Genomic DNA, 26,800 nt, shown 5'->3' on the forward strand with positions numbered 1-26,800 from the left:
CGCGCCGCCGCGGGGCGCCCGGCCGCGCCCCTCAGAGCCGCGCCGCCTCGATGAGCTCCGTCGCCGCCTTCAGCGACGCGCCGGTCACCTTCGCGCCCGACAGCATCCGCGCCACCTCGGCGACCCGATCCTTCTTGTCCACGCGCGTGACGTAGCTCTTCGCGATCCCGCCCGCGTTCTCCTTCGCGACGACGAAGTGCGCGCTCGCGAACGCAGCGATGGGCGCCAGGTGGGTGATGCAGAGCACCTGGTGGTGGCGCGCGACGTCGCCGATCGCGCGCCCGATCTTGTCGGCGACCGCGCCGCCGACGCCGCTGTCCACCTCGTCGAAGACGTAGAGCCCGGCCGGGCCGCACTCCGCGAGCACGCGCTTCAGCGCGAGGAGCGCGCGCGACAGCTCGCCGCCCGAGGCGATGCGGCGCAAGGGGCGCGGCTCGATCCCCTTGTTCGGCGAGATGAGGAACTCGACGCGGTCGATCCCGTCCTGGCCGAGGCGGGCGCCGTCGACGACGAGCTCGGCGCGATCGCCGCCGTGCGGCGCGACGTCCACGACGACGCGCGCGCCGCCCATGCCGAGCTCGGCGAGCTCCGCGGAGATCGCGGCGCCGAGCTTCTCGCCGGCCTTGCGGCGCTTCGCCGACAGCTTGCGGGCCCGCTCGGCGGCGACCGCGAGCAGGGCGTCGCGCCGACGCTCGAGCTCCGCGACGTGGCTCTCGACCCCCGCGAGCTGCTCGAGCTCCGCCGCGAGGCGCTCCCGCGCCGCGAGCACGTCGTCGATCGTGGGGCCGTGCTGCCGGAGCAGGCCCTCGAGGCGATACATGCGATCCTCGATCTCGGCGAGGCGATCGGGATCGGCCTCCGCGCGCTCGGCGTACCGGGTGATCTCCCGGGCCGCCTCGCTGAGCTCCGTCCAGCAGCCGTCGACCGCGCGGGCGACGGCGTCGAGGGCGGGATCGATCTCCGCGGCGGCGCGGAGCTCCGAGGCGAGGCGCGCGAGCTCGTCGCACAGGGCGTCCTCGCCCTGATCGAGGCGCGAGGCCGCGCGCAGGGTGATGTCGTGCAGGCGGCCGGCGTGGCGGAGCCGGTTGCGCTCGGCCGCGAGATCGGCGAGCTCGCCGGGGCGCGGCGACAGCGCGTCGATGGCCTGGAGCTGGAAGGAGAGGAACGCCTCGCGCTCGCCGCGGCCGCGCTCCAGCTCGCGCGCGGCCCTGAGCTCGGCCGAGAGCGCCTCGAGCTCGCTGACGTCCGCCGCGAGCTCGCTGCGCGCGGCCACGAGCCGGCCGAAGCGATCGAGGTAGCCGAGGTGCGTCGCCGGATCGGTGAGCGCGACGCTCTCGTGCTGCGAGGCGACGTCGGCGAGCTCCGGGGCGAGCGCCTGGAGCTCGCCCGCGGTGCAGAGGCGGCCGTTCAGGTAGGCGCGCGAGCGGCCGGTTCCCTGGACCACGCGGCGGATCACGAGCTCGCCGTCGCCCGCGATGCCGGCGGCGTCGAGCATCGCCATCACGCGATCGGAGCTCCGCACGTCGAACAGCGCCTCGATCTCGGCCTCGTCCGCGCCGGGGCGGACCTGCTCGGCGCTCGCGCGGCCGCCGAGGACCAGCGAGAGCGCGCCCACGACGATCGACTTGCCCGCGCCCGTCTCGCCGGTGAGCACGTTGAACCCGGGCTCGAGGCGGAGCTCGAGGGCGTCCATCAGGATGAAGTTCTTGACCCGAAGCGCGACCAGCACAGCGGCGGGAGGATAGGAAGCTTTCTGCCCGCCGTCAGCGGATCTTCACCTGCTTCATCACGGTGACCGGAATTCCCTCGAAGGGGGGCACCGTGAGGTTGCGGAACGCGCCGGCGATGCACCCGGCGACGGGCGTCCCGACGAGGTCGCCCCCTTCCACGCGCGCCGCCATCGCCTTCCCCGAGGGCGAGAAGGTGACGGCCACGCGGGCCGTACCGGTGAGCCCGTTGCCGGGGCACCCGGCCGCCACGGCGGCCGCCGACGCGAGGGCGCTGCTCGCCGCGCTCGTGTCGAAGCGCGCGGGCTCATCCCGCACCGGAAGCAGCGGCGCGGGCGGCGGCGGCGGGGCCTTGGCCGCCGTCTTCGGGCGGTCGGGGGCGCGCTGCGCGCTGGTGTCGGCGGGCTTTGCGGGCGCCTCGGGCTTCTTCTCGCCCGCGTCCGGGCTCGCGCTCGCCACCGGCGCGGCGCTCGGCGCAGGCGCCGCCGGCGCGGCGCTCGGCGCAGGCGCCGCCGGCGCGGCGCTCGGCGCAGGCGCGGCCGGCGCGGCGCTCGGCGCGGCCGGCGCGGCGCTCGGCGCAGGCGCCGCTCCCCCCTGCGCCGGGTCAGGAGTCGGCGCTGCGGCCTGCTTGCTCGGCAGGTCGGCGGCGGAGGCGGCCGGCCCCTGCTCGGCCCCGTCGGGATCCGTGGCCGGCGGGTCCGCGATCGGCTCGTCGTCGAGCGATGGCTCCCTGTCGGCGCCATCCTCGGCCGGCGCCGCACCGGCCGCGGGCGACGGCGCCTCGTCCGGCTCCGGCGGGACCGCGGCGAGCGCGCCGCCGGTCACGGAATCGACCTGGGCCGTCCCGGCGCCCTGCGACCTGCCGCGGGACATCGTGAAGTACAGCGCCGCGCCGAACACGACGAAGACCGCGAGCACCCAGCCGACGACCGCCGCGTGCTGGCGCCACGCCTGGGCCGAGAGGGCGCGCAACCCATCGGACACCAGGGAGCCGGCCGTCATCGAGGTGCGCGACGGCGTCTCCACCGGCGCCTCGTCCCCGGGAGAGGAATGCCCCTCCGGCGCCAGGTGGTCAGGATCGCCGGACGGCATGGCGAGCAGGGGGGACGAGCTCCGCGGGGCAGCGCCCTCGAACAGCCCGCCGCTGATGCTCAGGATCTCCTCATCGACGCGGTCGGCGCGGACACCGCCGCCGCGGCGCTCGCCATCCTCCGCGCCGGGCGGCTGCGACATGCTGCGCAGGTCGATCAGGCCCGAGTCCTCCTTGCGACCGGCGCGCGCTTGGAGATCGGTCTGGCTGGCGCGGTCGCCCGCGGCGCGGGCCGTCCTGACCACGCCGCTCGTGCGCTCCGCCGGCTCGCGCGAGCGGCGATCGCCGCTCCCCTGCTCCCACCGCTCGCCGGCGGCCGGCTGCGCCTCGGCCGCCGGCGGCCTCGCGCGCTCTCGCCGCGGCTCCTCCGCGGCGCGCGGCGAGGACGGGAGCGGCGGCGGGCCCGGGTGCGGCGGCGGAACCGGGGTCGACGGCGGGACGAGCGACTCCAGCAGGGCGAGATCCGCCGGAGAGGCGCCCTCGGGCTGCAGGGCGCCCAGCCCCGCCCGGGTGCGCCGCTCGGAGGGCGCGGGCTGCGGGATCGGCGCGAGCGCCGCCATCGCCTGCACGTCCTGGAGGCGGAGCTCGGGCGCGGATCGCGGCGACGACGGCCGGCTCTCGTCGCTCGAGAGCGGCGCCGGCGGCATCTCGGACAGCGGCGAAGGCGGCATCTCGGACAGCGGCGAAGGCGGCATCTCGGGCGGCGCCGCCGCTGGCCGGGGGATCCCGCTCGCGCGCTGGACCGGCCGCTGCCGCGCCGCCGCCGTGGCGGTGCGGTGATCGCGCCGCGCCGGCGGCCGGACGGGGACCTTCGCCTGCGCGCCGGCGCGGGGCGCGGCGACGGCCTCGGGGACCGGCGCGGGATGGCTCGCGCGCTCGTCGCCGGCGGCGTCCGCCCTCCGCGAGAACGAGGGCGGCTCGACCCCGGGGGAGAGCATCTGCGCGAGATCCTGGATCGAGACGGGATCGGAGTCGGCGGGAGGGAGCGCGGACGGGCTCCGCCCGACCGCCGGCAACGACATGGTGGAGGCGCGGCGCGCGCCCTCCCGGGGCGCGCCCGCGAACGTGCTGGACCGCCCGTGGCCCTCGCGCGAGCCCAGCCCGCCGTCCGGCGTCACCACCGCATGCTCGAGCGACGCCTCGGCCGCGGCGTCGAGCGAATCCAGCGGATGCGCCTGCCGCTCCGGCTCCTGCGAGGCGCGGAGCTCCTCGAGCTCCTGCAGCGCGATCCGCTCCGCGAGCGTGAGCGCGGGCCGCCGCCTGGCCGGAGCCGACGCCGCGCGCCGCTCCGGCTCCCCCGCGGGGTCCGACCCGCGCGGGCCCGGCGCGCCGGAAGGCGAGCGCCCGGCCTCCTCGGGCCCGCTCGACGCCCCGGGATCCCGGGCCGAGGTGCGCCCCGAGGGCGGCCTCGCGCGCCCGGGATCGCTCGACGGCGCCCGCCCCGCGCGCTCGCTGGCGAGGCCCGACGCGAGCAACGACGAGGAGCGCGGCTCGTCAGCGCTCTCTCTTCCGGCGCCCCCTCCCCGGTCCACCACCGACGGCTTGCTCTTCGTACGGCAAGACTTGCAAATAAATGGCAGGGACGGACGCATCTCACGTCCCACCCCGATCTCCACGTAGGTCCTGCAGTGAGAGCAGGCGAGTTGCACCTTGATCCGAGGATCGCCCAGCTCGTCATCCCAGGCAAATGTTCTTCACCGGCGACCAGGGCGGCCGTCCACGGGCACGGGCGCGCCGGCCCTGTTCCGCCCTACGTGGAGGGCGCGCCGTCGCGGCTCGTGGGCGGCACGGGAGCGGGCGGGCGTACCCAGCGCTGTTCCAGCCACGCCAGCGCGACCGGCGCGCTCCGCAGGGCCGCGTCGACGGCGCGCGCGCCGGGATCGGGCGACGACGGGAGCGGGCGCGTCGACAGGATCCAGTTCGACAGCTCGTAGTGGTGCAGGAGCGGCGCGAAGCGGTGCGCGTCGAAGCCGGCGAGGATCTCGGCGGCGCGGCTCAGGCTGTCGCAGGGCCGGAGCGCCGTCGTCACGTCGAAGAGCAGGGCGCGGAGGTCCTCGAAGGCGCGCTCCGGATCCGCGGACACGCTCGCGAGGAGCGCCTCGAAGCCCGCGTCGGAGAGCCCGGCGGCCTCGGCCGCCTCGGCCATCGCCGGCACCTGCGTGGCCAGGAACTCGGCGTCCGGGGCGTGCCCGAGGAGGCGACCCACGAGGTACAGATCGAACGCGCTCGCGATCGCCTCGGCGAGCAGGAGCGCCTCCGCGCTGGGCGGCGCGCCGGCGCCCGAGAGGGCGCGATGGGCGAGGTGGTGCCACGCCACGTGCGCGACGACGTCCGCGGCGAGGTGATCGCCCGGGATCAGGTCGCCCTGCTCGCTCGCGCTCCAGAACGTCAGGTTCAGGAAGACGACCCGATCCCAGCTCGCGTCGGCCTCGGGCACGCGAAAGCGGTACCCGTCGCGCAGGAGCGCCTGCTTGAGATCGCCGTAGAGCGCGACGTGTCGGAACGAGCGCTCGTCATCGATGGTCAGCTCATCCAGCGTCAGGCTTCGCAGCTTCACGCGGCGGACCTTAGACCCTGATCGTTCCAGCAGCCACAGCGGACGCCCGGAAGAACCCGGTCAGCGTGCGGGTTTGGGGCTGGAGCCGGGTTTCGCCCGACACCTTCGGCAAGTTCCCGCCCCCTGGCCGGTGTTGCAAGCGCCGCCGGCTTGGGCATGATGCGGCCGTTCTTGCACCAGCCGAGGAGGCACACCGAATGATTTCCGTCAGGTCTCTCTGTTCCATCGCGCTCGTGCTCGTCGCCAGCGGTGCCGCCGGCTGCAAGGAAGACCCGCCGCCTCCCCAGCCGGAGCCGGCCAGCTCCGCGGCGGCGAACAAGGGCAAGGCGAAGCTGCGGACGCCTGTGTCGTCGATCGCGCGGGTCGATCCGCAGTCGATGAAGGAGTACCGCGTCGACGTCTGCTACTTCGGGACGCTCTCGCTGAAGCAGGCCCGCGACGCGTACCTCGCGAGCCTCGGCAAGGACGAGCCCAGCGAGAAGAAGATCCCGAGCTTCGGCATCGAGGATCAGACCAAGCCGGGCGACGCCGCCAAGGCCGCGCCGCCCGCGAAGCCGGCCGCGCCCGGGGCCAAGGCCGGGCCGTCCCGGGTCGACGCGCGCCGCCGGCCGTTCAACTTCAGCGCGCGCGCGCCGCACGAGCGCAACGCGCGCGCCTGCACCGTCGCCGTCAGCCTCAAGGACCCGCCCATGCCGGAGGTCGACCCCGTGCTCGCCGAGTACGCGCCGTTCGCGACCGATCTCGCGAAGAGCATCGCGGCCGCGGCCAACTACTACCAGCGCGAGGAGTACAAGAAGGACAAGTTCGAGAAGGGCAAGGAGCTCCACAAGAAGCTCCTCGAGGGGTTCGAGAAGCTCGATGCGCAGTCCGAGAAGCTCGGCGCCGTGGTGTCCGCGTGGCACGCGTCGCACCCGCCCGATCTCTCGACGGCGGACGAGGGGAGGAAGGCGGCGATCACGGCCCTCGAGGACGCGCGCGCGCTCATGCTGATCCTCACCGGCAAGAGCGTCGACACCGCGGCGGTGAAGGCCGCGGTCCAGAAGCTGGAGGCGTCCGCGGCGGCGCTCAAGGCCCACGGCACGAGCAACCAGACCGACCCGTGGTCCAAGATCATGGCGCCCACGTTCGAGGCGTTCATCAACGACGTGAAGGCGGCGGAGCCCAAGCTGACGGACAAGGGGATCTCCTCCCCCAGCCTGTTCCTGCCGGTCATCACGCGCTTCGTGTCGCTCATCGAGGGCAAGCACCGGGCGCACTCCCGCTCCCTCAGGAGCCAGATGCGGCAGGCCGGCGCCTCGACCGCGAAGCCCGCCGCCCCGGCCGCCCCGGCGCCGCAGAAGGAGTAACGCGCCCGCGCGGCGCCGCAGAAACGCGCCCTCATGGCGGTAGCGCGCCCCGTGGGTGGGGCCGCCCCCTGGGGGCTCCCCGGAGGGGCCGGAGTGCAGGCGAGCCACGAAAGGGGCTCGCCGGAACGCAGGCCCCGGAGGTGAGCCCCCAGGGGGGCAGCCCCACCCACGGGGCGCGCGGGCGATCTAGAGAGAGCCGACGGGCCGGCCGGTCCGGCGGGAGATGGCGAGGCGGTACAGGGCCTCGTACTGCCGCGCCGCGTGCGCCCAGCCGAAGTTCTTCTTCATCGCGCGGAGCTGCATCGTCCGGAAGAACGCCGGATCGGCGCGGTAGACGTGCACCGCCCAGGCGACGGTGTTCCCGAGCGCCATGGACGACATCTCCTCGAACTTGAAGCCCGTGATGTTGTTCTCGACCGTGTCGTCGAGCCCGCCGACCGCGCGCACGATCGGCAAGGTCCCGTAGCGCTGGCTGTAGAGCTGGTTCAGGCCGCACGGCTCGTAGCGCGACGGCATGAGGAAGAGGTCGGCGCCCGCCTCGATGCGGTGGGCGAGCCCCTCGTTCATGCCGACGTAGACGCGGACGCGATCGCTCGAGCCGGAGAGCCGCGAGAAGAGATCCTCGGCCCAGCGCTCGCCCGACCCGAGCACGACGAGCTGCACGTCGAGCGAGAGGATGTGGTCGAGCGCGCCCGCGAGGATGTCGATCCCCTTCTGGGTCGCCAGGCGGCTGATGAGCCCGAGGAGCGGGACCTCGGGGCGCTCGTCGAGGCCCATCTCGCGCTGGAGCGCCGCCTTGCAGAGGCGCTTGCCGCTCAGATCCTCGGCGGAGTAGTTCGCCGCGATGTGCGGATCGGTCGCGGGGTTCCAGACCGCGTCGTCGATGCCGTTGAGGATGCCGATGACGTCCGTGCCGCGATCGCGGAGCACGCCGTCGAGCCCCTCTCCCCCCTCCGGCGTCTGGATCTCCTGCGCGTACCGGGGCGAGACCGTCGAGACCAGCGTGGCGTTGTAGATGCCGGCCTTGAGCAGGTTCAGGCTGTCGTACGCCTCCAGGCAGAACCTGTGGAACTGATCCCACCCGAGCCCGGTCGTGGGGAGCTGCATCTTGTCGAACCAGCCCTGGTAGCCGAGGTTGTGGATCGTCAGCACGGACGCGGCGCGCCCGAGCGGCGAGCGGTGCTCGAGGACGTTCAGGTAGAGCGGGACGAGGGCCGCCTGCCAGTCGTGGACATGCACGATGTCGGGCCAGAAGCCGAGCGCGTGGCAGAGCTGCAGCGCGCCGCGCGAGAGGAGCGCGTAGCGCGCGAGGTTGTCGCCGAACTCGCCGTGCGCGTCGCCGTAGATGCCGTCGCGATCGAAGAGCACGTCGTGCTCGAGCAGGTACACGCGCGGCGCGGGCGCGCCCGGGGCGCCGGGATCGAGGCGCGTCTCCCAGACCGCGGCCCACGCCTCGCCCCCGCCGAGCGGCACGCCGAGCGGCGCCGGGAGCCGGCGCGGCGCGAACCGCTCCGGCGGCGGCGCCGCGCCCCCGCCCTGCTCCGCCGCCGCCGCGACGCGCGCCGGCGCGGCCGGGGACGGCGCGGCGTCGGCCAGCGCGGCGGCGGACGTCGCGGCCGCGGCCGCGGCCTGCGCGGCGACGGCGGGCGCGGCGAGGGGCCGCGTGCCCTCGGGCGGCAGCTCGGCGAGCGCCGCCTGGTGCGCGAGGTAACGCTTGCAGACGCGGTACGCCGGCAGCACGACGCGCACGTCATGACCGGCCGCGGCGAGCGCCATCGGCAGCGCGCCGGCGACATCGGCGAGGCCGCCCGTCTTGGCGAAGGGGACGCATTCGGATACCACGAAGAGAATTTTCAGGCGCGGCATGGACATGGGAGGGGGAGCGCGCCACAAGATCAGGGCGAGCGCGTCGCGTTCCTTCTACCAGCTTCACGGGCGATCTTGACCACGCGATCGACAGAGCGCGCGAGTCCGAGCGCCGATGTGTCGACCACGAAGTCGGCCTGCTCGTAGAGCGCGCGCCGCGCCTGGAACAGGGCCCGGAGCTCCTTCATGGCGTCGGTCCGGTTGGCCATGGGGCGCGCGTCGCCCTGCTCGACGACGCGGCGCCAGTGATCCTCCGGCGTGGCGCGCAGCCAGACGGTCACGGCGGCGCGCCGGAGCTGCTCGAACGTCGCCGGATCGGTCACCAGGCCGCCGCCCGTGGCGACGACGCCGCGGGCGCGCGCGCCCTCGAGCCGCGCGAGCTCCTCGCGCTCCAGCCGCCTGTAATACGCGTTGCCGTGGATCTCGAAGAGCGCCGCGAGGCTCATCCCGGCGCGCGCCGAGACGAGCCCGTCGAGCTCGAGGAACGGCACCCCGAGCCGCGCCGCGGCGCGGGCGCCGATCGTGGTCTTGCCCGCCCCGCGCAGCCCGAGCAGCGCGAGGAGCGGAGCGCCCGCGCCCGCCTCCGCCTCGCCGGAAGAGCGGCCCGGCGCGGCCTCGGCCGCGAGCTCGCCCGTCGAGAGCAGCGCGGCGGCCGAGGTGCCCAGCGCGCGGCCGATGTCCTCGAGCCGCGCCACGGACACGTTCGCCCGGCCGCCCTCGAGCTGCACCAGGAAGCGCTCGCTCACGCCGGCGAGCTGCGCGAGCTCGCGCAGGGTGAGCGCGAGCTCCGTCCGCCGCTGCCGGAGCCGCCCGCCCAGGTGCGCGAGGATGGGCGTCGCGCCGCCCCCGACGCCGTCCGGTCCGGCGCCCGGGCTTCGTCCGGGTCGCTGCTCCGCGCGCTGTCCCGCGTGCTGGTCCACGTGCTGTCCCACGTACGGTTGCGCGCGCTCCTGGCGCGGCGTCTCGCGGGCGCGGGGCGGCATCTCGTTGATGCACTATATTTCATGAGGTCCGATCCGACAAGCACTATACTGCTTGACCGCAAGGTCGCAGGGTGGTGGGCTGACGGTATGGAAGCGACCTCCTCTGCTCCTCCCGCGGCGGCCGCGCCGCAGACCAGGGCCCGGGAAGAGAGCTCGTCCGGCGAGGCGACGCCGCCCGTCCGCTTCGAGACGGGGCCGGGCCGCTACAGGCACTGGAAGCTCTCGTTCGACGGGGCGATCGCGCGCGTTTCGATGGACGTCGTCGAGGACGCGCCGATGCGGCCCGGCTACCCGCTGAAGCTGAACAGCTACGACCTCGGGGTCGACATCGAGCTCGCCGACATCGTGCAGCGGCTGCGCTTCGAGCACCCCGAGGTGAGGGCGGTGATCGTGACCAGCGCGCAGCCGCGGATCTTCTGCGCGGGCGCGAACATCTACATGCTCGGGTCGTCGACGCACGCCTTCAAGGTCAACTTCTGCAAGTTCACGAACGAGACGCGGCTCGCGCTCGAGGAGGCGTGCGCGGAGAGCGGGCAGCACTACCTCGCGGCGCTGAACGGGGTCGCGTCGGGCGGCGGGTACGAGCTCGCCCTCGCGTGCGAGGAGATCTTCCTCGCCGACGACGGGAGCAGCGCGGTGTCGTTCCCGGAGACGCCGCTGCTCGCCGTGCTCCCGGGCACGGGGGGGCTCACGCGGCTCGTGGACAAGCGCAAGGTGCGGCGCGACCTGGCCGACGTCTTCTCGACGCTGGCCGAGGGGGTGCGCGGCAAGCGCGCGGAGCAGTGGGGCCTCGTCGATCGGGCGATCCCGAAGAGCCGCTTCGAGCAGGCGGTGGCCCAGCGCGCCGCCGAGCTCGCGGCGGCGACGCCGGACAGGGCCGGGCCGGGCGTGACGCTCACGCCGCTCGATCCGCGGCGCGCCGAGGAGGGCGGCGTCGTCGTGAGCGAGTACCGCCACGTGGCGCTGCGGGTGGACCGCGCGGCGCGGACGGCGGAGCTCTGCGTGCGCGGGCCGGACGGCGGCGGGCCGACGGACGCCGCCGGGCTGCGCGGGGCGGGCGCGGACCTGTGGGCGCTGCGCGCGTTCCGCGAGCTCGACGACGCGCTGCTCGACCTGCGCTTCAACCACGAGGCGGTAGGCCTCGTCCTGCTCCGGACGCAGGGCTCGCCGGACGCGGTGCGCGCCGCGGACGAGGCGCTGTGGGCGAGCCGCGACGACTGGTTCGCGCGGGAGGTGCTGCTCCACATGCGCCGCGTGCTCAAGCGGCTCGACCTCACGGCGCGCAGCGTGTTCGCGCTGATCGAGCCGGGCTCGTGCTTCGCGGGGAGCCTGTTCGAGCTCGCCCTCGCGGCGGACCGGTCCTACATGCTGGACGGCGGGGGGGACGGCGAGGCCGCGGCGCTCGTGGGGCTGAGCTCCCTGAGCTTCGGCCCGCTCGTGATGTCGAACGGCCTCACGCGGCTCGCGTCGCGCTTCCTGGGCGCGCCGGAGCGCGTCACCGCGCTCCGGGAGAGGGCGGGCCTCCTGTCCGCCGAGGAGGCGCTCGAGGAGGGCCTGGTCACCTTCACGCCGGACGCGATGGACTGGGACGACGAGGTGCGACTCGCCGTCGAGGAGCGCGTGAGCCTGTCGCCGGACGCGCTCACCGGCATGGAGGCGAGCCTGCGCTTCTGCGGGCCGGAGACGATGGAGACGAAGATCTTCGGCCGGCTGTCGGCCTGGCAGAACTGGATCTTCCAGCGCCCCAACGCGGTCGGGCCGCGGGGCGCGCTGACCGTGTACGGGCGACCGGAGCGGCCCGAGCTCGACTGGAGGCGGACGTGAGCGCGGTCGTCAATTCCGAGAGGATCCCCAACAACGTCGGCCTCGCGTCCGACAGGAAGCTCCAGCGCGCCCTGGAGGCGTGGCAGCCGAGGTTCCTCGACTGGTGGCGGGAGACCGGGCCCGAGGGCTTCCAGGCGGACGACGTGTACCTGCGCACGGCGATCAGCGTCGATCACGAGGGGTGGGCGCACTTCGACTACGTGAAGATGCCCGACTACCGCTGGGGCATCTTCCTCGCCGATCCGGTGCCGGGCCGGACGATCGGCTTCGGCGATCACCTGGGCGAGCCGGCGTGGCAGGAGGTGCCGGGGGAGCTCCGGACCATGCTGCGCCGGCTGATCGTGACGCAGGGGGACACGGAGCCGGCGAGCGTCGAGCAGCAGCGGCTGCTCGGGCAGAGCTGCCCGAGCCTCTACGATCTCCGCAACCTGTTCCAGGTGAACGTCGAGGAGGGGCGGCACCTCTGGGCGATGGTCTACCTCCTGCACAGCCACTTCGGCCGCGACGGCCGCGAGGAGGCGGAGGCGCTGCTGGAGCGGCGGAGCGGCGACCCGGACAGGCCGCGGATCCTGGGCGCCTTCAACGCGCCGTGCACGAACTGGCTCTCGTTCTTCATGTTCACGTACTTCACGGATCGCGACGGCAAGTACCAGCTGCTCGCGCTCTCGGAGAGCGGCTTCGATCCGCTGTCGCGCACGACGCGGTTCATGCTGACCGAGGAGGCGCACCACATGTTCGTCGGGGAGACGGGCCTGCTCCGCGTCGTCCAGCGGACGTGCGAGCTGATGAAGCGCAACAGGAACGAGGACGCGCGCGCCGAGGGGGGCATCGATCTGCCGACCGTGCAGAGGTACCTGAACCTCTGGTACTCGCTGTCGCTCGACCTCTTCGGCGGGGAGATCTCCTCGAACGCGGCGTCGTTCTTCGCCTCGAGCGTGAAGGGCCGCGCGAAGGAGGCGTCGTACGACGATCACAGGGCCATCGAGGGCGTCTACCCCATGGACGTGCCGCTCGCGGCCGGAGGCGGCGCGGTCTCCGGGTGGCGGCGCGAGGAGGTGCCGCTCCGGAACGCGATGAACGAGGTGCTGCGCGACGAGTACGTGAGCGACTCGCAGCGCGGCGTCGACAAGATGAACAGGATGATCGAGGAGGCGGGCGTCCCGTTCCGGCTGAGGCTGCCGAGCCGGCGCTTCCACCGGCACGCGGGCATCCACGCGGGGCTCTTCTTCGACGTCGACGGCAACCCGCTCTCGCGGGAGGCGTGGGAGCGCCGCCGCGACGAGTGGCTCCCGACCGCGAGCGACGAGGCGTACGTGAGGAGCCTGATGGAGGAGCCGGTGTTCGATCCGAAGCAGATGGCGAACTGGATCGCGGCCCCGGCGAGGGGGATCAAGGGCAAGCCGGTCGACTTCGAGTACGTGCGGCGCGGCGGATAGAGCGCGCGCCGGCGGAGCGCGCCGCCCGCCGGCGCCCGCGCTCACCGGGGCGCGCCCCCCCCGGAAGACGCGGTCACCCGTGCGGCGCCCCGGCGTCCGCGGGCGGCGCGCCCGCGTCGGCGGGCGGCGGGGGCGCCTTCTTCGGCGGCTCGCCGTGCTCGGCGACGAGCTTCTTCACCAGCCCGTCCAGCAGCACCTGCTCGTGGTACTGCGGCATCGCGGGGAGCTGCACGGCGACGTGCACGCCGGCGCGGCCGTCCACGATCTCGATCGCCCCCTGCGTCGCCTTGCCGCCGCTCTCCGGGCTCCGGTACTCGAAGAGCAGGTAGCCGGCCGCGGGGTCCTTCTCGACGATCTCGAAGCCGAGATCGACGCGCACGAGGCGCAGCGCCGTGCCGAAGGTCTGCTCGAAGGTGTAAGGCGACGCATAGGCGACGCCGGCGCTGGCCTCGCCTCCGCCGAGGCCGATCCCCACGGGGACGGCCAGCGCGAGGACGAGGAGCGCGATCGGCGGGAGGCGGCGCATGACCGCGGCTTAGAGCGGCCGGCGAGGACGGGCCAAGTTCCCTGCCCCCGATCGGGCGGGTATGCTGGCGTGGACGCCGATGGACCGACCCTATGTCGAGCGGCTCCGTATTCAGGGCTACGGCTGCGTCCACGACGCGACCCTGGCGCTCACCCCGCTGCACGCGTTCATCGGGCCGAACGACAGCGGCAAGAGCACGGTGCTGCGCGCGCTGCGGACGCTCTCGTCCGTCCTCGACCGGGCGCTCGGGGCGGAGGTCCTGGACGCGCCCGGGCGCGACGCGCCGGCGAGCACGGCCCCGGGCGGCTCGCTGTTCGAGGTGTCGGCGGCGGGCACGACCTGGCGCGTGGAGCTCGACGCCGCGGGGCGGTACCGCGCCATGTCGTTCCCCGGGGAGCTCGAGCCCCCCTCCCTGCTCGACGACGCGGACGAGGACGACGCCGCGCAGCGCGGGCCAGGCCCCGGGCGCCCCGCGCCGGAGATCGTCCAGGCCCTGCGCGGCGCCCAGGCGCTCCGCCTCGATCCCGACGCGCTCCGGGCCCCGCACCCGCTCATCCCCGACGGGCACCCGCTCCGCTTCGCCGACGAGCGCGGCACCGGCCTGCCGGCCGTCTACGACGCCGTCATCAGCCGCGATCTGTCGGCCTACATCGCGCTCAACGAGGAGCTCACCCGGCTCTTTCCCGGCGTGAAGGGCGTCCACCTCGTCAACCCGAGCCCCGCCACCAAGGCGATCGGCGTGAAGCTCGAGGGCGGCGCCGTCGTCCCGGCGGCCCAGATGAGCGAGGGCCTGCTCTACTACCTCGCGTTCGCCGTGCTGCCGCACCTCGATCCCGCGCCCCTGCTCCTCGTCGAGGATCCCGAGCGCGGGCTCCACCCCGCGCGCATCGCCGAGGTGATCCGCGCCCTCCGCATCGCCTCCGAGCGGACCCAGGTCCTCCTCGTGACGCACAGCCCGCTCGTCGTGAACGAGCTCCAGCCCGAGGAGGTGACGGTCGTCACCCGCGCCGGCGAGCAGGGGACGCGGGCGACGCGCATCGTGGACACGCCGGGCTTCGAGGATCGCGCGCGGGTGTACGCGCTCGGGGAGCTCTGGCTGAGCTACGCGAACGGCGTGGACGAGGCGCCGCTCCTCGCCGGAGGCCCGCGGCCGTGATGTGGCGGCCCGAGAGGACGAGGGTCTTCCTCGTCGGCGAAGGCGAGGGCGAGCTCGGCAGCCGCGCCGGCGCGCCGGCGCAGCAGTCCGACAGGCGCCCCGGCGTGCTCTCCACGCTGCTCTCCCGCGTGCAGCCGTCGGGGTGGGTCATCGGCGGCGCCCGCGCGTGGAGGAGCATCCGCAAGGTCCAGGCGCGGGGCGTGCTCCACGAGGACACGCGCAACGTGCTCGGCGCGGCGCTCGACGCGCAGGAGGCGGGGTGCGACGTCCTCGTGTTCTCCCGCGACCTCGATCGTGACCCTGCGCGCCGCGAGGCCGTCGAGGAGGGCATCCGGCGCGTCTCCTCGATCCTGTCCGCGCCGCCCGAGGTGATCGGCGGCGTGGCCGTGCCGGCGCTGGCGGGCTGGATCCTCGCGCTCCTCGGCGAGCGGGCGACGGAGGAGCTCTCGCCGCTCAGGGCGCAGGCGATGCTGGCCGCCAAGGGTATGATGCCGGACGACGGCGCCGCGATGGTGCGCGTCGCCGCGGACGCGGATCTCGACGCGGTCCCCCCGGACGCCACCTCGCTCACCGAGTGGCTCGCGCGCGCGCGGGCCGTGCTGCCACGGCGGGCCGGCCGTAGCGCGAGGTAGCCGATCAGCCGAAGAGCTCGGCGACCTTGCAGGCGAAGCCCGGCAGCGCAGCGCCGCCGTCGAGCGTGTCCTCGCGCCCGAGGATGCGCACGCGGTCGGGCGGCGTGAGCACCATCACCCGCTCCGGGTCCGCGTCGATCACCCAGACCATCGCCGCCCCGGCGGCCAGGTACTCGAGCGCCTTCTTGAGGACGTCCGACGCGGACTGGTCGTCGCCCAGGATCTCGACGGCGAGCTCCGGAGCGCCGTCGAGCCAACCTTCGGCGCCTTTCCCTCGCGGGAGGCGCTCGGCCCGCGCGATGGCGACGTCAGGCCCGCGCAGGCGGTCCGGGTTGCGCGCGAGCTTGGTGCCGGGATCGCCGCCGGCCACGCTCCAGCCGGGGTGGGCGCGGGCATAGAGCTTGAGGAGGACGCTGACGTTCACGACGATCTCCCCGTGCCGCCAGGTGTTCCTCGTCATGGGCACCCACTTTCCATCGACGAGCTCTCCCGGCTGCGCGTCCGGATCGAGGCGGGCTGCGTCGTCGAACGTCATGGACCTCGTCGTCGAGGTGCGGCCAGCGGTTGCGCTCATGGGGGTACTCTAGCGCGGGAGACAGCGGGGTAGAGGGCGGCAGGGCGCGACGCGAGCTCGACCGGCCCGCTCCCCCGCGAGGGGCCCGCGCGCCGCGGCGGGCCTACCTCACCTGCGGCACTGCGGCGCCGCGGAGAGCGCGGCCCTCGCCATCTCCCGCAGCCCGTGCGGCGTGTCCCTGGCGAGCAGGGGCCCGAGGCGCGCCTTCAGGTCGGCCGGGCGCACCGCCCCGAGCGCCGCGAGCGCCGCCGAGCCGAGGCGGTGATCGCGCTCGCCGACCGGCGCCTTGGCGCGCAGCGCGAGCCGCGTCCACAGGTCGACCGAGCTCGTGTCGCACATCGCGCCGAGCGCCAGGATCGCCCGCGCGCGCACCTCGACGTCCTCTTCCTTGTCCTCCGCCCGGTCGCGCACCGCCTCGATGTGCGCCGTCGCCCGGTGCGCGCCGAGGCCGTCGAGCGCGTGCCGGCGCACCTCGGGCGACCTGTCGGCGAGCGCCCCGACGAGCGCTCGGTCGCCCGCGGGCGTGGCCGGTATCGCGCCGAGCGCGCGCGCGGCGCCGCCGCGGATGAACGTCCACGGATCGGCGCCGAGCCGCGCCGCGAGCGCCTCGGCCGCGCCCGCCGGCAGCCTCGTCCCGGCGGAGGCCGCGCGCGAGAGCGCCACGATCGCGGCCTCGCGCACGCGCACCGCCGGGTCCGAGACCGCCGCGAGCAGGTCGTTCGCGAGGGCCGGCACGTCCGCCGCGACCTCGGCGGCGCGGAGGCGCACGTGCGCGTCGGCGTCCTTGCGGAGCGACGCGCGCAGGTACGCCTCGGCCCGCGCCTCGCCCGCGCGGGCGAGCGCCGCGGCCGGCGCCTGGAGCAGGTAACGCCGCGGGAACGGGGCGCCCTGCGCGGAGGCGAGCGCCTGGAACGCCGCGCCGCCGCCCTTCACCCGGCCGAGCGCCGGCCCGAGCGCGCGCAGCAGGTCGAGCTGCGCGTCCTCGGGCCGCGCGCGCAGGCGGTCGATCCGCACCTCCTCCTCGACCGCGGCGAGGGCCCGCTCGCTCCGCGCCGCCGCCGCGAGCGCGGCCCGGAGCTCGCGGCGCACCTCGCCGCGCGCCCCGGCGAGGGCGTCGAGCAGCGCCGGGATCGCCTCGGCCGGCGCCACGAGCGCGAGCTCCCGGGCCGCCGCGACCTTCGCCGCGGCCACGCCCCCCTTCACGACCTCCGCGAGCGCCGGCGCGGCCGCGCGCCCGCAGCGGCGGATGCGATCGCGCGCGTGGCGGAGCTCGGGATCGGCCTCGGACCGCGCGGCACGGCCGCCGCGGCGCGGCGCGGCCGCCGCCGAGGCGGACGCGAGCTGCGCGGTGAAGAAGGGGATCTGCGTCGCGCACGGCGCCGCGTCGATGACGCCCACCGCGAGCTGCCTGCCCGCCGCGTCGAGCTCGTCGTAGCCGGCGATCGCCGCCGCGACGGCCTCCGGCCCGCCCCGCGCGAGCAGCGCCGCGGCGGCCCTGGCCCGCTCGCCTCCGCCCGCGAGCGCGGCGACGAGCGCCGCCGGGGCCTGCCCGTCGAACGCGGTGCGCGCGGTGACCTCGGCGATGGTCACGCGCACGTCCGGCGCGGCAGGCGAGCGCCCGTCTCCTCCCCCGGCCGACGCGCCGCGCGGCGCGTACGCCTCGTCGAGGACGATCGCGAGGCACGAGGTCCGGATCTCCTCGGGCAGCTTCACCTCGTACCCGGCGGACTCCTTGACCCACGCGTCCTCGGGCAGGCTCACCTCGAAGAGCCGGTCGGGCGTCGCCACGAAGAGCGTGCGCGGCGCGGCGCCGCCCTGCACGCCGTCGGGCGGCTTGATGCGCAGCCCGAGGCCCGTGATCCCGACCTCGTCCGCCGACGAGAACGACACGAACTCGCCCCGGCCCGCGCCTGCCTTGCCCTCGGACCACGCGGTCGTCGGGTCGCCGTCGGCGATCTCGGCGAAGCGCCTGCCGATCGCGCTCGACGCGGCGGTCGGGCGCAGGAGCCGGAACCCGGGCGCCGCGGCCTCGGCCTCCCGGCGCTCCGCGGCCACCTTGCGCGCCGCGCCCCGCTCCCTGGCCGGGAGGTTCTGGACGCTCGCGCCCTTGACGAGCGTCATCGTCCTGGGGTCGACCTCGCGCGCCCCGACCAGCGCCTGCCGCCCGCAGATCGTCACGTCCTCGCGCCGCTGCCCGACGAGCACGCGGCTCTCGTTGCCGAGCGGCTCGACGACCACGGCGTCGCTCCGCCCCTCGCCGTGCTCGCCGGTCGAGACGCCCGTCCAGCCGCTCCAGAGCACGACCGGCGCCGTCCCCTTCCCCGCGAGCGGCGCCGCGAGCAGCATCACCCAGCTCCCGGCCGCGGGCGCCCCCGAGGCCGGCGCCTCGATCTTCGCGAGCTGCCTGCCGCCGGCCAGCGTGACGGCCGCCGCGCGCGCGCCGCCGAGCAGCGGCGCGACGTCGGCGGGGACCGGGAGCGCCTCGCCGCCGTCCGCGGCGCAGGGCGCGCCTGCGCAGGCGCGGGCGACGATCCCGCGGGCGTCGATCTGGACCGCGAGCGCCTGCTGGCCCTTCGCCGCGGGGAGCGAGAGCGACGCGCCCCCCGGCGCGGCGGAGGCGGTCGCGGCGGTCGAGGTGAGCGCCCCGAGGAGGAGCGCGGCGCGGCCAGCGTAGCGCGCCGCGGGAGGTAGCCCTGAGCCAGTCGTCATGGGCGGTATCGTCGTCCGCCGCGGCCCGCGAAGCAACGCGCCGGCGGGGGGAGCCACGCTCCGGGGGGGCTCACCTCCAGGGCTTGCGCTCCGGCGAGCCCCTTGGGTGGCTCGCCTGCACTTCAGCCCCTCCGGTGAGCCCCCCGGAGCACAGCTCCCCCGCCGGCGTGAGGCGCGCTACTTCGGCGTCTCGGACGCGGGGATCCAGAAGCCGCCCTCGTCCGGCGGCGTCATGCCGAGCGCCTTCGGGAGCACGTTCGTCCAGCCCGCCACCGTCTCGAGGATGTAGACCTCCGCGCCCGCCTCGATCTCGCCGACCGGCTTCTCCTTCTCGTCGCGCCGCGCGCGGATCGGGATCGACCGCGTCGCCTTGACGATCGGCGGCGGCTTGTCGAGCGCGAGCTGCGCGCCGGCCACCGCCGTCGTCGGCGGGATGTACTGGTCCATCATCTCGCCCTTCTTCAGCGGCTCCAGGTCCTTGAGGCGCGCCCAGGCGTCGATCGTGAGATCGCCGCGCGACATCAGGTGGACGAAGCCGGACCTGGCCTCGGTGCTCCAGAAGAGCTGCGCCGTGCCCTCCAGCATCTTCAGCAGGAAGATCACATCGCCCTTCGGACGATCGTAGAGCTCGATCGTCGACGTCTTCATCAGGTAGCCGCGGGCGCTGCCGGGCACCTCCATCTTCGTGGGGACGCCGCGCTGCAGCGTGAAGGCGTCGCACGGGGCCGAGGCCCTCGCCGTCTGCCCCTCGCTCCCGGAGATCGAGAGCTCCGCGCGGAGCGAGTCGCCCGTCGCCGCGACGAGCTTCACCGGCTGCGCGCTCGAGATCCAGACGTGCCCCGCGATGACCGGGATGTCGCGCGTCGTGTACACCTTGACGTCCGCGGGCGCGACGTAGCCGTCGACGCGCAGCGCGGGCGCGCCGTCCGTGGTGCTCAGCCGGGCCCGGCCCGACGCCGGGTCCGCCGGGATCGCGGTCATGGTCATCGGGACGAGCGCGCCCGTGAACGTCGCGAGGACGCGGCCGCCGGCCGGCGCGTCGTGGAGCTGCGCGCCCTTCATCAGCGGCGCGGTCCCCTTCAGCTTGCAGCTCGGTCCCGTCACCGCCGCCGCAACAGGCGCCGCTGGCGCCGCTGGCGGCGCCGCCGCCTGCGCGGACTCTGCCTTCGCCTCGGCGACGGCGGGCGCCCCGGGGAGCCCCGCGCCGCAGAGCACCGCCCCAAGAGCCAGAAGACCAAGTCCCAGAACGTCGCTTCTCATCACTCCTCCGACGTAGGCCGGTCGTCCCGCGCGCAGCGATCGCGCCCGCGGTCCTCCCTGTCGAGTCTGTCCGGAGCCGCCGGCCCCCCCCACGCGGCGGCCTGCCGCAGAACCGCCCGGCGCGCGCCGGGCCGTCCGTGCCGTTGGTCGTATCATCCTAGCCGATGATTCAGGGTCCGCCCGAGAAAGGTCCCACACCCGGAGCGCAGCGGGCGTTTCGGGTGTATTGAGGCAGGGCGCCCGACGCGGCGCACCTCGGGCGGCCCGGCGAATGGTGCGCCGGCCTCCGCGGGGAAGCCACGCCATGCACGGATTCGACATCGCCTTCGCCTCCCCCCGCAAGCTCCCGCGCGCCCGCGACCTGCGCGGCAACGTGGCCGTGCTCGACATTGCCTTCGCCTCGGAGGCGGGGGGCAAGAGCTTCGAGACGGTCACCCTCCCCCTCATCCGGGACCTCGGGCCGCGGCTCGCCGCCTGGGTCGATCACCACGACAGCGCCCACCACGCGCGCTTCGCGGGCGACCCCCGCTTCGTCCTGTCGACCAAGGCCGAGCACGGCGCCTGCCCCGAGATGATCACCCCGGAGCTCGTCGCGCGCGCCGGGCGCGTGGACACCCTGGTCTGCCACGTCGACTTCGACGGCCTCGCGAGCGGCGCCAAGTGGATGCGCGGCGGCGTGGAGCCCTACCCCGGCTGCGACGAGGACGCGCGCGCCATCGACACCCGCATCGGCGTCCCGGGCCCGGTCGCCACCCGCATGGACCGCGCCCTCCGCGCCCGCCCGCGCGACCAGGCCCTCTTCGGCCTCATCGTCCGGCACCTCGCATCCGGCCTCGCCGACCCGTCGCTCTGGGGCCCCATCGACCAGGCCGGCGCCGAGCTCGCCGCCCTGGAGGCCGAGACCCGGCGGATCGCGCTCCGCTACGAGCGCGTCGAGCCGGGGCTCGTCCTCGTGGACGCCACCCAGCGAGGGGGCTCCTACGACAAGACCCTGCTCCTCCTCATCGGCCAGGAGCGCGCCCCGATCTCCGTGGTCATCGACGGCGACAGCGTCACCTTCGCCGCCCGCTTCGACAGCGGCGTGAACTTCCTCGAGGCGTTCAAGATCTCGGGGGGAATGCCCACCCGCATCTCGCTCCAGCGCACGAGGCTCAAGGACGCCCTCGTCGCGCTCGGCGTCAAGCCGGCCGACGCGGGCCGGTTCGCCTCTCCCCCCTGAGCGCACCCCCACCGACGTCGTTGACGCTGTGCGCCTCGGCTGCTAGGGGGGCATTGCAGATCTGCAATTTTCATTTCTGCAAGGAAGGCTTGACCTACGGCAGCACGGCTGCGCCGAGCACGAGGGGTATGGCAGCGACAACCTGGTCTCCGACGTCGAGCAGCGGTGTCGATGAGCTCCTGTTCCGGAACGACACCGTATCGCTCTGTCTCCTGGTCAACCGACGGCACCGGACGCTCCGCATCATCGACTTCCGGGCTGGCCCGACGCCGTCGAAGCGCGACTTCGTCCTCGCGACCGCCAAGCGCGAGGGGGTCGAGAAGATCTTCACGCTGGTCGAGCGCGACGAGGTGTCGACGTGGACCCGCCTCGGGTTCACGCGGGAGGGGTCGATCCCGGGCTTCTACAAGCGCAGCGACGCGTGGATCCTCGGCGCGGTCGTGTCGCAGATGTCGGCGCACCTGCGCGACGCGGGCCACGGCGAGGACGACGACGAGGGCGGCGAGGACCGGGCGAGCTCCCCTTCGGTCCTGCTCGCCGAGCGCACGATCGCCCGCGCGCGGCGGCTGCTCCGGGAGAGCGAGGGGCGGCCGCTGCCCGCGATCAAGACCGCGCCCGCGAGCGGCGCCGAGCTGCGGCGGGCCGTCGTGGCGGCGCAGCGCGCGGGGCGGGCGCTCACCGGCTTCGAGCCGTTCGGGCGCGACGCCGTGCGGACGGGTTACGCGCTCTCGGCCCGGGGCGGCTTCTGCCTGCACGCGGCGTGGGAGATGCAGTCGTGCTTCGGCAACTCGTTCCTGGAGATCCTCACCTCGCCGCGCGACGAGTCCGAGCGGCTCGCCACGACCGCGGCCATCGGCGCGCTGTGCGACCGGCTCGTCGAGGAGAAGGCCGTGAGCACGTTCACCTTCGCGCCGGCCGACGATCACGAGCTGTGCGCCGCGCTCCTCGCGAACGGCTTCCGCCGCTCCGCGGTGCTGGCGCGCCACCTCGTCGTCGGCCGCTCCCGCAAGGACGCCATCCTCTGGGCGAAGAAGCTCGTCGCCCCCGCGGCCTGAGCGCCGCGCTACGGCGCGAGCGTGACCTCGTAGTCCTCGATGACGGTGTTGGCCAGCATCTCGTCCGCCATCTTCTTCAGCCGCTCCTCGAGATCGGGCGCGCTGCCGAGCGACGGATCGAGCTCGATCTCGATGATCTTGCCCACGCGCACGCCCTTGACCCCGGGGAACCCGAGCGAGGTGAGGGCGCGCTTCACGGCGTCGCCCTGCGGATCCAGGACCTCTTTCTTCAATCGAACGGTGACGACGGCTTTCACTGGCTTTGCTCCAAGGGCTCTTTCCGCGACGCTAGCACGGGCGCGACCGCGCCCGCCTACAGTCCCAGGTTGCGCGGGATGCGCACCGCTGGGTCTTCGAGGTTGGGGACGAACGTCGTGCCGGTGATCCGCTCGAACGCCTCGATGTAACGGCGGGACGCCTCGATCCGGACCTCGTCGGGGATCGGCGGGATCGGCCCGTCGCCCTGGAAGCCCCGCGCGGCGAGCCAGCGGCGCACGTACTCCTTGTCGAACGACTCCGGGTCCTCGCCGGCCGCGAAGCGCTCGGCGTACGAGGCGGCGAACCAGAAGCGGGACGAGTCGGGGGTGTGGATCTCGTCGATCACGACGAGGTTGCCGTCCCGGTCCTTGCCGAACTCGTACTTGGTGTCGACCAGGATGAGCCCCTGCGCCGCGCAGGCGCGGGCGCCGTGGTCGAAGAGCGCGAGCGCCATCTCGGCGGCGGCGTCGAAGTCGCGCGGCGAGATCGTCCCGAGGGCGAGGATCTCCTCGCGGGCGGCGGAGAGGTCGTGCCCGCCCTTCGGCGCCTTGGTGCTCGGGGTCAGGATGGGCGCCGGCAGGCGCTCGTTCTTGCGGAGGCCGTCGGGGAGGCGGTGGCCGCAGAAGACGCGCTCGCCGCGCGCGTAGTGCGTCCAGATGCTGGTCGAGGTCACGCCCGTCACGTAGGCGCGCACCACCATCTCGACGGGCAGCGGCGTGCACTCGCGCGCCTCGAGCACGTTGGGGTCGGGCTGCGAGATCTTGTGGTTCGGCGCGACGTCCCGGGTGCGATCGAACCAGTAGGAGGAGAGCCGGTTCAGGACCTGCCCCTTCAGCGGCAGCGTGCCGAGCACGCGATCGAAGGCGCTGATGCGGTCGGTGACGATGAGCAGGCGCCGGCCGTCCTGCGTCGTGTAGCAGTCGCGCACCTTGCCCTCGTAGCGGGTGAAGGGCCCCGCGAGCGAGGTGCGTTCGAGCACCCTCCCGAGCGCGGTGCGCAGATCGTCCTCGGTGACCATGGGGCGCGGCTTACCCGGGCTCGCGGGCCGAGTCGACAGGTTTCCGAAGGCGGGCCGAGCTCGCCCCCTCGCGCGCGGGCTGGACCACGGAGCGCGCGGGCCCGGGTGGTGGTCGCGTCCGGGGGTGGAGCCCCGTTGGTCTCCGGTCGGGGGGGTGGTAAAGGGCGGCCCATGGCAAACCGAAAGAAGATCGCCCTCATCGGCGCCGGAAACATCGGCGGGGAGCTCGCGGCCCTCATCGCGCGCAAGGAGCTCGGGGACGTCGTGCTCTTCGACATCCCTCAGAAGACCGACTTCGCCAAGGGCAAGGCGCTCGATCTCGAGCAGAACGGCGCCGTGCTCGGCTATGACGCCTCGATCAAGGGGACCTCGAGCTGGGCCGACTGCGCCGGGGCCGACGTCCTCATCATCACGGCCGGCATCCCGCGCAAGCCGGGCCAGAGCCGCGACGATCTGGTGGCGACGAACCTGCCGATCATCCGCAGCGTGGCGGACGGCGCGAAGGAGCATTGCCCGAACGCGCTGGTGATCGTGATCTCGAACCCGATCGACGCGATGGTGTACGAGTTCAAGCGCCGGACCGGCTTCCCGCGCGAGCGCGTGATCGGCATGGCCGGCGTGCTCGACAGCGCGCGCTTCCAGCTCTTCCTGGCGCGCGAGGCGAACGTCTCGGTGAAGGACGTGCGCGCGATGGTCCTCGGCGGCCACGGCGACGACATGGTCCCCATCCCGTCGGCGTGCACGATCAACGGCGTGCGCGCGACGGAGCTCATCAGCAAGGACAAGCTCGACGCGATCATCGCGAGGACCCGCAAGGGCGGCGGCGAGATCGTGGCGCTCATGGGCACGAGCGCCTACTACGCGCCCGCCTCGAGCGCCGTCGTGATGGCCGAGAGCTACCTGCTCGACCAGAAGCGGCTGCTGCCCGCCGCGGTCTACCTCGACGGCGAGTACGGCTACAAGGACATCTACATGGGCGTGCCGGTGATCCTCGGCGGCAAGGGCGTCGAGAAGATCGTGGAGCTGCCGCTGACCCCCGAGGAAAAGGAGGCGCTCGCGAAGAGCGCGAAGAGCGTCCAGGGGATCACCGACGTGGTGAAGGCCGCGAAATAGCGGCGCGCCTCCGGCCGGGCCGCCCCCGGCTGTCGTTCCTCGTCAGCCACGCGTACCCGTCGCCTTTCCCGGCCGATCGCTCGCCGCTCGACCCCTTGCGGACATCGCACGTCGTCCGCCCCGACATCGAGATCGACCGAGGCAAACTACGGACATGACCCAGCCGGAGCTCGTGCCCGTCATCCGCCGCGCCGTCGAGGCAGACCTGCCCGCGGTCGTCCGCCTGTTCTCGATCCAGGACGCGGGGATCGTCAAGCAGGATCACCCCGGGCCGCCGCTCGATCCGCGGTACCGAGAGGCGCTCGCGGCCATCGCGGACGATCCGAACAACGCGCTGCTCGTGGCCGAGGTCGAGGGGCGGGTGGCTGGCGCATTCCACCTGACCATCATCCAGTACGTGGCGAACCGCGGCGGGAAGGTGGCGCAGATCGAGAACGTGATCGTGGAGCCGAGCCTGCGGGGCCGCGGGATCGGCGAGGCGATGATGCGCTGGGCCATCGACGAGGCGCGGCGGCGAGGGTGCTTTCGTGTGCAGCTCACGTCGAACAAGGCGCGGCAGCGCGCGCACCGCTTCTACGAGCGGCTCGGGTTCGTGGCGAGCCATCAGGGGATGAAGCTGAAGCTGTAGCGCGGCTCGCTCGGGTCTGGGGCGCGGGGGGTCTCGGCGGGCTGCCCGGCCCCAGGAGAGGGTGTTCGTGGGGCCTACCGCATCCTGAGCGACGCGGCCTCAGCCGCCGCCCGGCGCGCCCCCGCACACGCGGCACGGCTCCCCCTCCCACCCGAGCAGCGACAGCGGGAACACGGGCGCGCCGGCCAGCACGTCGCGGCAGAGCGGCTCCACGTCGGGGGCGCGCAGCGGCAATACCGCGAGCTCCTCCACGGTCACCCAGCGCGCCTCGAGCGAGTGCTCGTCGGGCGCGCTCTTGGGCCGCGTGTCGTCGGCCGCGCGCGCAACGAAGACCACCCGCAAGCGCGACTGGAGCGGGGTCGGGCTGTGCTCGATGCGCAGGATGCCCTCCAGCTCCACCGGCACCCCCGTCTCCTCCAGCGCCTCGCGCCGCGCCGCCTCCGCGAACGTCTCGCCGAGCTCGACGCGGCCCGCCGGCAGGTACCAGCGCTGGCCATGATGACGCTCGTGCACCAGCAGAAAGCGGCGCCCGAGCTTCACCAGCACCACGGCAAAACACCAGGTCGGGATGGGGGCGCGGGACATGAGGAGCCGGACGGAAGCTTACCCGAAAGGCCGTTTGCGACGGCAACCGTCTTGAGACCAGGAGCGCCGCGGCAGACGGGCCGGGCCAGGCCCCGCGGCCACCGAGACGCCGTGCGTCGCTTGACAACCATCACGGCCCCGAGGAGAGGATCGGGCGAGCATGAGAATCCTGGTCACGGGAAGCGCGGGTCACCTCGGCGAGGCGCTGGTCCGCACGCTGCAGAACACGAATCATGAGGTCATCGGCCTCGACGTCCTGGACTCCCCCTTCACGAGCCGGGTCGGGTCGATCACCGATCGTTCCGTGGTGAAGCAATGCATGGAGGGCGTCGACGCGGTGCTCCACACGGCGACGCTCCACAAGCCTCATGTCGCCACGCACACCCGGCAGGAGTTCGTCGACACCAACATCACGGGCACGCTCAACCTCCTGGAGGAGGCGGCGTCAGCCCGCGTCACCGCCTTCGTCTTCACGAGCACGACCAGCGCCTTCGGCGCGGCGCTCACGCCCCCGGCCTCGGCCCCCGCGGCGTGGGTGACCGAGGACGTCACGCCCGTTCCCAGGAACATCTACGGCGTGACCAAGACCGCCGCAGAGGACCTCTGCGCGCTGTTCCACCGGATTCACGGGCTCGCGTGCCTCGTCCTCCGGACCTCGCGCTTCTTCCCGGAAGAGGACGACAGCAAGGAAACACGGCTGGCCTACGAGGACGGCAACGCCAAGGCGAACGAGCTCCTCTACCGGCGCGTGGATCTCGAGGACGTCGTGAGCGCGCATCTCCTCGCCATGGAGAAGGCTCCATCGCTCGGCTTCGGCAAGTACATCATCAGCGCGACCACGCCCTTCTTGCCCGAAGACCTGCTCGAGCTGCGCACCAATGCCCCGCTCGTCGTGAAGCGACGCGTGCCCGAGTACGAGGCGGAATATGCGCGTCGCGGGTGGAAGATGTTTCCCGGTATCGAGAGGGTGTATGTCAATGAACGAGCGCGCAGGGACCTGGGATGGCGACCCCGGTACGACTTCAGGGTCGTGCTGGGCCGCCTGAGCGCGGGAGAGGATCCGCGCAGCCCGCTGGCGCGCGCCGTCGGCGCCAAGGGATACCATGCCTGCACATTCGACGAGGGCCCCTACCCCGTGGCGTGACCGGTCGCCGCCTCCTCGCGGCGGCTGCGCGGGCGTCGCGCCGCAGGGTCAGGGCCTCCGTCGATGCGGACATCGACGCGCCTCGTACCGCGAT

22 protein-coding genes are annotated in these 26,800 nt (G+C 74.2%); 10 read left to right on the forward strand and 12 right to left on the reverse strand.

The window, feature by feature from the left end; all coding sequences use genetic code 11:
- Positions 1–31: 31 nt before the first annotated feature.
- The 3 genes from recN to WMF31_RS31220 all read right to left on the reverse strand — a co-directional run bounded on the left by recN (position 32) and on the right by WMF31_RS31220 (position 5,374).
- Positions 32–1,729, reverse strand: coding sequence for a DNA repair protein RecN (recN, locus tag WMF31_RS31210; protein WP_436605434.1), 1,698 nt, complete (start codon positions 1,727–1,729; stop codon positions 32–34).
- Between the two features lie 34 nt (positions 1,730–1,763).
- The gene (locus WMF31_RS31215) at positions 1,764–4,409 is read right to left on the reverse strand and encodes a hypothetical protein (protein ID WP_436605435.1); all 2,646 of its coding nucleotides are present in this window, start codon (positions 4,407–4,409) and stop codon (positions 1,764–1,766) included.
- 158 nt (positions 4,410–4,567) lie between these two features.
- Positions 4,568–5,374 carry a hypothetical protein gene (locus WMF31_RS31220; protein WP_436605436.1) on the reverse strand — a complete coding sequence of 269 codons (807 nt, stop codon included), beginning with the start codon at positions 5,372–5,374 and terminating at the stop codon, positions 4,568–4,570.
- Positions 5,375–5,571: 197 nt separating this feature from the next.
- On the opposite strand from WMF31_RS31220, the gene WMF31_RS31225 reads away from it, so the two are divergent.
- Positions 5,572–6,720: a DUF3829 domain-containing protein gene (locus tag WMF31_RS31225; RefSeq protein ID WP_436605437.1), complete on the forward strand. Its 1,149-nt coding sequence runs from the start codon at positions 5,572–5,574 to the stop codon at positions 6,718–6,720.
- 186 nt (positions 6,721–6,906) lie between these two features.
- Here WMF31_RS31225 and WMF31_RS31230 read toward each other — a convergent pair whose 3' ends face one another.
- Entirely contained in the window at positions 6,907–8,586 is a 1,680-nt protein-coding gene (locus tag WMF31_RS31230) for a glycogen synthase (RefSeq protein ID WP_436606624.1), read from the reverse strand.
- Positions 8,587–8,615: 29 nt separating this feature from the next.
- Positions 8,616–9,506, reverse strand: a complete 891-nt coding sequence (locus WMF31_RS31235; protein WP_436605438.1) for a shikimate kinase — start codon at positions 9,504–9,506, stop codon at positions 8,616–8,618.
- Positions 9,507–9,656: 150 nt separating this feature from the next.
- Here WMF31_RS31235 and boxC point away from each other — a divergent pair, with 150 nt between their 5' ends.
- Together boxC and boxB are read left to right on the forward strand one after the other, a co-directional pair.
- Complete coding sequence (boxC, locus tag WMF31_RS31240) at positions 9,657–11,393, forward strand: 2,3-epoxybenzoyl-CoA dihydrolase (RefSeq protein ID WP_436605439.1); 1,737 nt, start codon at positions 9,657–9,659, stop codon at positions 11,391–11,393.
- Entirely contained in the window at positions 11,390–12,829 is a 1,440-nt protein-coding gene (gene boxB, locus WMF31_RS31245) for a benzoyl-CoA 2,3-epoxidase subunit BoxB (protein WP_436605440.1), read from the forward strand. The genes boxC and boxB overlap by 4 nt, the downstream gene beginning before the upstream one ends.
- A gap of 73 nt (positions 12,830–12,902) precedes the next feature.
- Here boxB and WMF31_RS31250 read toward each other — a convergent pair whose 3' ends face one another.
- The gene (locus WMF31_RS31250) at positions 12,903–13,355 is read right to left on the reverse strand and encodes a hypothetical protein (RefSeq protein ID WP_436605441.1); all 453 of its coding nucleotides are present in this window, start codon (positions 13,353–13,355) and stop codon (positions 12,903–12,905) included.
- 79 nt (positions 13,356–13,434) lie between these two features.
- Here WMF31_RS31250 and WMF31_RS31255 point away from each other — a divergent pair, with 79 nt between their 5' ends.
- Both WMF31_RS31255 and WMF31_RS31260 read left to right on the forward strand, forming a co-directional pair.
- A complete protein-coding gene (locus WMF31_RS31255) occupies positions 13,435–14,511 on the forward strand; it encodes an AAA family ATPase (protein WP_436605442.1) in 1,077 nt (358 codons plus the stop codon).
- Positions 14,511–15,143: a hypothetical protein gene (locus WMF31_RS31260; RefSeq protein ID WP_436606625.1), complete on the forward strand. Its 633-nt coding sequence runs from the start codon at positions 14,511–14,513 to the stop codon at positions 15,141–15,143. The genes WMF31_RS31255 and WMF31_RS31260 overlap by 1 nt, the downstream gene beginning before the upstream one ends.
- Before the next feature lie 4 nt (positions 15,144–15,147).
- Here the strand turns inward: WMF31_RS31260 and WMF31_RS31265 are convergent, their stop codons facing one another.
- From WMF31_RS31265 to WMF31_RS31275, 3 genes are all read right to left on the reverse strand, one after another.
- Positions 15,148–15,717, reverse strand: a complete 570-nt coding sequence (locus WMF31_RS31265) for a Uma2 family endonuclease (protein ID WP_436605443.1) — start codon at positions 15,715–15,717, stop codon at positions 15,148–15,150.
- A gap of 108 nt (positions 15,718–15,825) precedes the next feature.
- On the reverse strand, positions 15,826–18,426 hold the full coding sequence (locus WMF31_RS31270; protein ID WP_436605444.1) for a HEAT repeat domain-containing protein: 2,601 nt from the start codon (positions 18,424–18,426) through the stop codon (positions 15,826–15,828).
- A 177-nt stretch (positions 18,427–18,603) separates the two neighbouring features.
- Complete coding sequence (locus WMF31_RS31275; protein ID WP_436605445.1) at positions 18,604–19,686, reverse strand: hypothetical protein; 1,083 nt, start codon at positions 19,684–19,686, stop codon at positions 18,604–18,606.
- Between the two features lie 304 nt (positions 19,687–19,990).
- Here WMF31_RS31275 and WMF31_RS31280 point away from each other — a divergent pair, with 304 nt between their 5' ends.
- Together WMF31_RS31280 and WMF31_RS31285 are read left to right on the forward strand one after the other, a co-directional pair.
- Complete coding sequence (locus WMF31_RS31280) at positions 19,991–20,905, forward strand: hypothetical protein (protein ID WP_436605446.1); 915 nt, start codon at positions 19,991–19,993, stop codon at positions 20,903–20,905.
- A gap of 128 nt (positions 20,906–21,033) precedes the next feature.
- Entirely contained in the window at positions 21,034–21,960 is a 927-nt protein-coding gene (locus WMF31_RS31285; RefSeq protein ID WP_436605447.1) for a hypothetical protein, read from the forward strand.
- An 8-nt stretch (positions 21,961–21,968) separates the two neighbouring features.
- Here WMF31_RS31285 and purS read toward each other — a convergent pair whose 3' ends face one another.
- On the reverse strand, positions 21,969–22,217 hold the full coding sequence (gene purS, locus WMF31_RS31290; RefSeq protein WP_129345815.1) for a phosphoribosylformylglycinamidine synthase subunit PurS: 249 nt from the start codon (positions 22,215–22,217) through the stop codon (positions 21,969–21,971).
- A gap of 56 nt (positions 22,218–22,273) precedes the next feature.
- On the reverse strand, positions 22,274–23,236 hold the full coding sequence (locus WMF31_RS31295; protein WP_436605448.1) for a phosphoribosylaminoimidazolesuccinocarboxamide synthase: 963 nt from the start codon (positions 23,234–23,236) through the stop codon (positions 22,274–22,276).
- 171 nt (positions 23,237–23,407) lie between these two features.
- Here WMF31_RS31295 and mdh point away from each other — a divergent pair, with 171 nt between their 5' ends.
- Together mdh and WMF31_RS31305 are read left to right on the forward strand one after the other, a co-directional pair.
- Positions 23,408–24,349, forward strand: a complete 942-nt coding sequence (gene mdh / locus WMF31_RS31300) for a malate dehydrogenase (RefSeq protein ID WP_436605449.1) — start codon at positions 23,408–23,410, stop codon at positions 24,347–24,349.
- Between the two features lie 154 nt (positions 24,350–24,503).
- Positions 24,504–24,977, forward strand: coding sequence for an N-acetyltransferase family protein (locus tag WMF31_RS31305; protein ID WP_436605450.1), 474 nt, complete (start codon positions 24,504–24,506; stop codon positions 24,975–24,977).
- A 99-nt stretch (positions 24,978–25,076) separates the two neighbouring features.
- Here the strand turns inward: WMF31_RS31305 and WMF31_RS31310 are convergent, their stop codons facing one another.
- The gene (locus WMF31_RS31310) at positions 25,077–25,562 is read right to left on the reverse strand and encodes an NUDIX domain-containing protein (protein WP_436605451.1); all 486 of its coding nucleotides are present in this window, start codon (positions 25,560–25,562) and stop codon (positions 25,077–25,079) included.
- 160 nt (positions 25,563–25,722) lie between these two features.
- Between WMF31_RS31310 and WMF31_RS31315 the strand changes: the two genes are divergently transcribed.
- Positions 25,723–26,706 carry an NAD-dependent epimerase/dehydratase family protein gene (locus tag WMF31_RS31315; protein WP_436605452.1) on the forward strand — a complete coding sequence of 328 codons (984 nt, stop codon included), beginning with the start codon at positions 25,723–25,725 and terminating at the stop codon, positions 26,704–26,706.
- The last annotated feature ends 94 nt before the right edge of the window (positions 26,707–26,800 follow it).

The organism is Sorangium sp. So ce1036, from assembly GCF_051369805.1.
Classification (GTDB): Bacteria; Myxococcota_A; Polyangia; order Polyangiales; family Polyangiaceae; genus Sorangium; species Sorangium cellulosum_F.

What these genes read in the sequence shown, in the direction of transcription:
- WMF31_RS31305 (WP_436605450.1), top strand. Translation starts at nt 24,504, where the DNA reads ATGACCCAGCCGGAGCTCGTGCCCGTCATCCGCCGCGCCGTCGAGGCA.
- WMF31_RS31250 (WP_436605441.1), bottom strand. Translation starts at nt 13,355, where the DNA reads ATGCGCCGCCTCCCGCCGATCGCGCTCCTCGTCCTCGCGCTGGCCGTC.
- WMF31_RS31315 (WP_436605452.1), top strand. Translation starts at nt 25,723, where the DNA reads ATGAGAATCCTGGTCACGGGAAGCGCGGGTCACCTCGGCGAGGCGCTG.
- WMF31_RS31225 (WP_436605437.1), top strand. Translation starts at nt 5,572, where the DNA reads ATGATTTCCGTCAGGTCTCTCTGTTCCATCGCGCTCGTGCTCGTCGCC.
- WMF31_RS31295 (WP_436605448.1), bottom strand. Translation starts at nt 23,236, where the DNA reads ATGGTCACCGAGGACGATCTGCGCACCGCGCTCGGGAGGGTGCTCGAA.
- WMF31_RS31310 (WP_436605451.1), bottom strand. Translation starts at nt 25,562, where the DNA reads ATGTCCCGCGCCCCCATCCCGACCTGGTGTTTTGCCGTGGTGCTGGTG.
- WMF31_RS31265 (WP_436605443.1), bottom strand. Translation starts at nt 15,717, where the DNA reads ATGAGCGCAACCGCTGGCCGCACCTCGACGACGAGGTCCATGACGTTC.
- boxC (WP_436605439.1), top strand. Translation starts at nt 9,657, where the DNA reads ATGGAAGCGACCTCCTCTGCTCCTCCCGCGGCGGCCGCGCCGCAGACC.
- WMF31_RS31285 (WP_436605447.1), top strand. Translation starts at nt 21,034, where the DNA reads ATGGCAGCGACAACCTGGTCTCCGACGTCGAGCAGCGGTGTCGATGAG.
- WMF31_RS31275 (WP_436605445.1), bottom strand. Translation starts at nt 19,686, where the DNA reads ATGAGAAGCGACGTTCTGGGACTTGGTCTTCTGGCTCTTGGGGCGGTG.
- WMF31_RS31270 (WP_436605444.1), bottom strand. Translation starts at nt 18,426, where the DNA reads ATGACGACTGGCTCAGGGCTACCTCCCGCGGCGCGCTACGCTGGCCGC.
- WMF31_RS31260 (WP_436606625.1), top strand. Translation starts at nt 14,511, where the DNA reads ATGTGGCGGCCCGAGAGGACGAGGGTCTTCCTCGTCGGCGAAGGCGAG.
- mdh (WP_436605449.1), top strand. Translation starts at nt 23,408, where the DNA reads ATGGCAAACCGAAAGAAGATCGCCCTCATCGGCGCCGGAAACATCGGC.
- WMF31_RS31215 (WP_436605435.1), bottom strand. Translation starts at nt 4,409, where the DNA reads ATGCGTCCGTCCCTGCCATTTATTTGCAAGTCTTGCCGTACGAAGAGC.
- WMF31_RS31230 (WP_436606624.1), bottom strand. Translation starts at nt 8,586, where the DNA reads ATGCCGCGCCTGAAAATTCTCTTCGTGGTATCCGAATGCGTCCCCTTC.
- WMF31_RS31255 (WP_436605442.1), top strand. Translation starts at nt 13,435, where the DNA reads ATGGACCGACCCTATGTCGAGCGGCTCCGTATTCAGGGCTACGGCTGC.
- WMF31_RS31280 (WP_436605446.1), top strand. Translation starts at nt 19,991, where the DNA reads ATGCACGGATTCGACATCGCCTTCGCCTCCCCCCGCAAGCTCCCGCGC.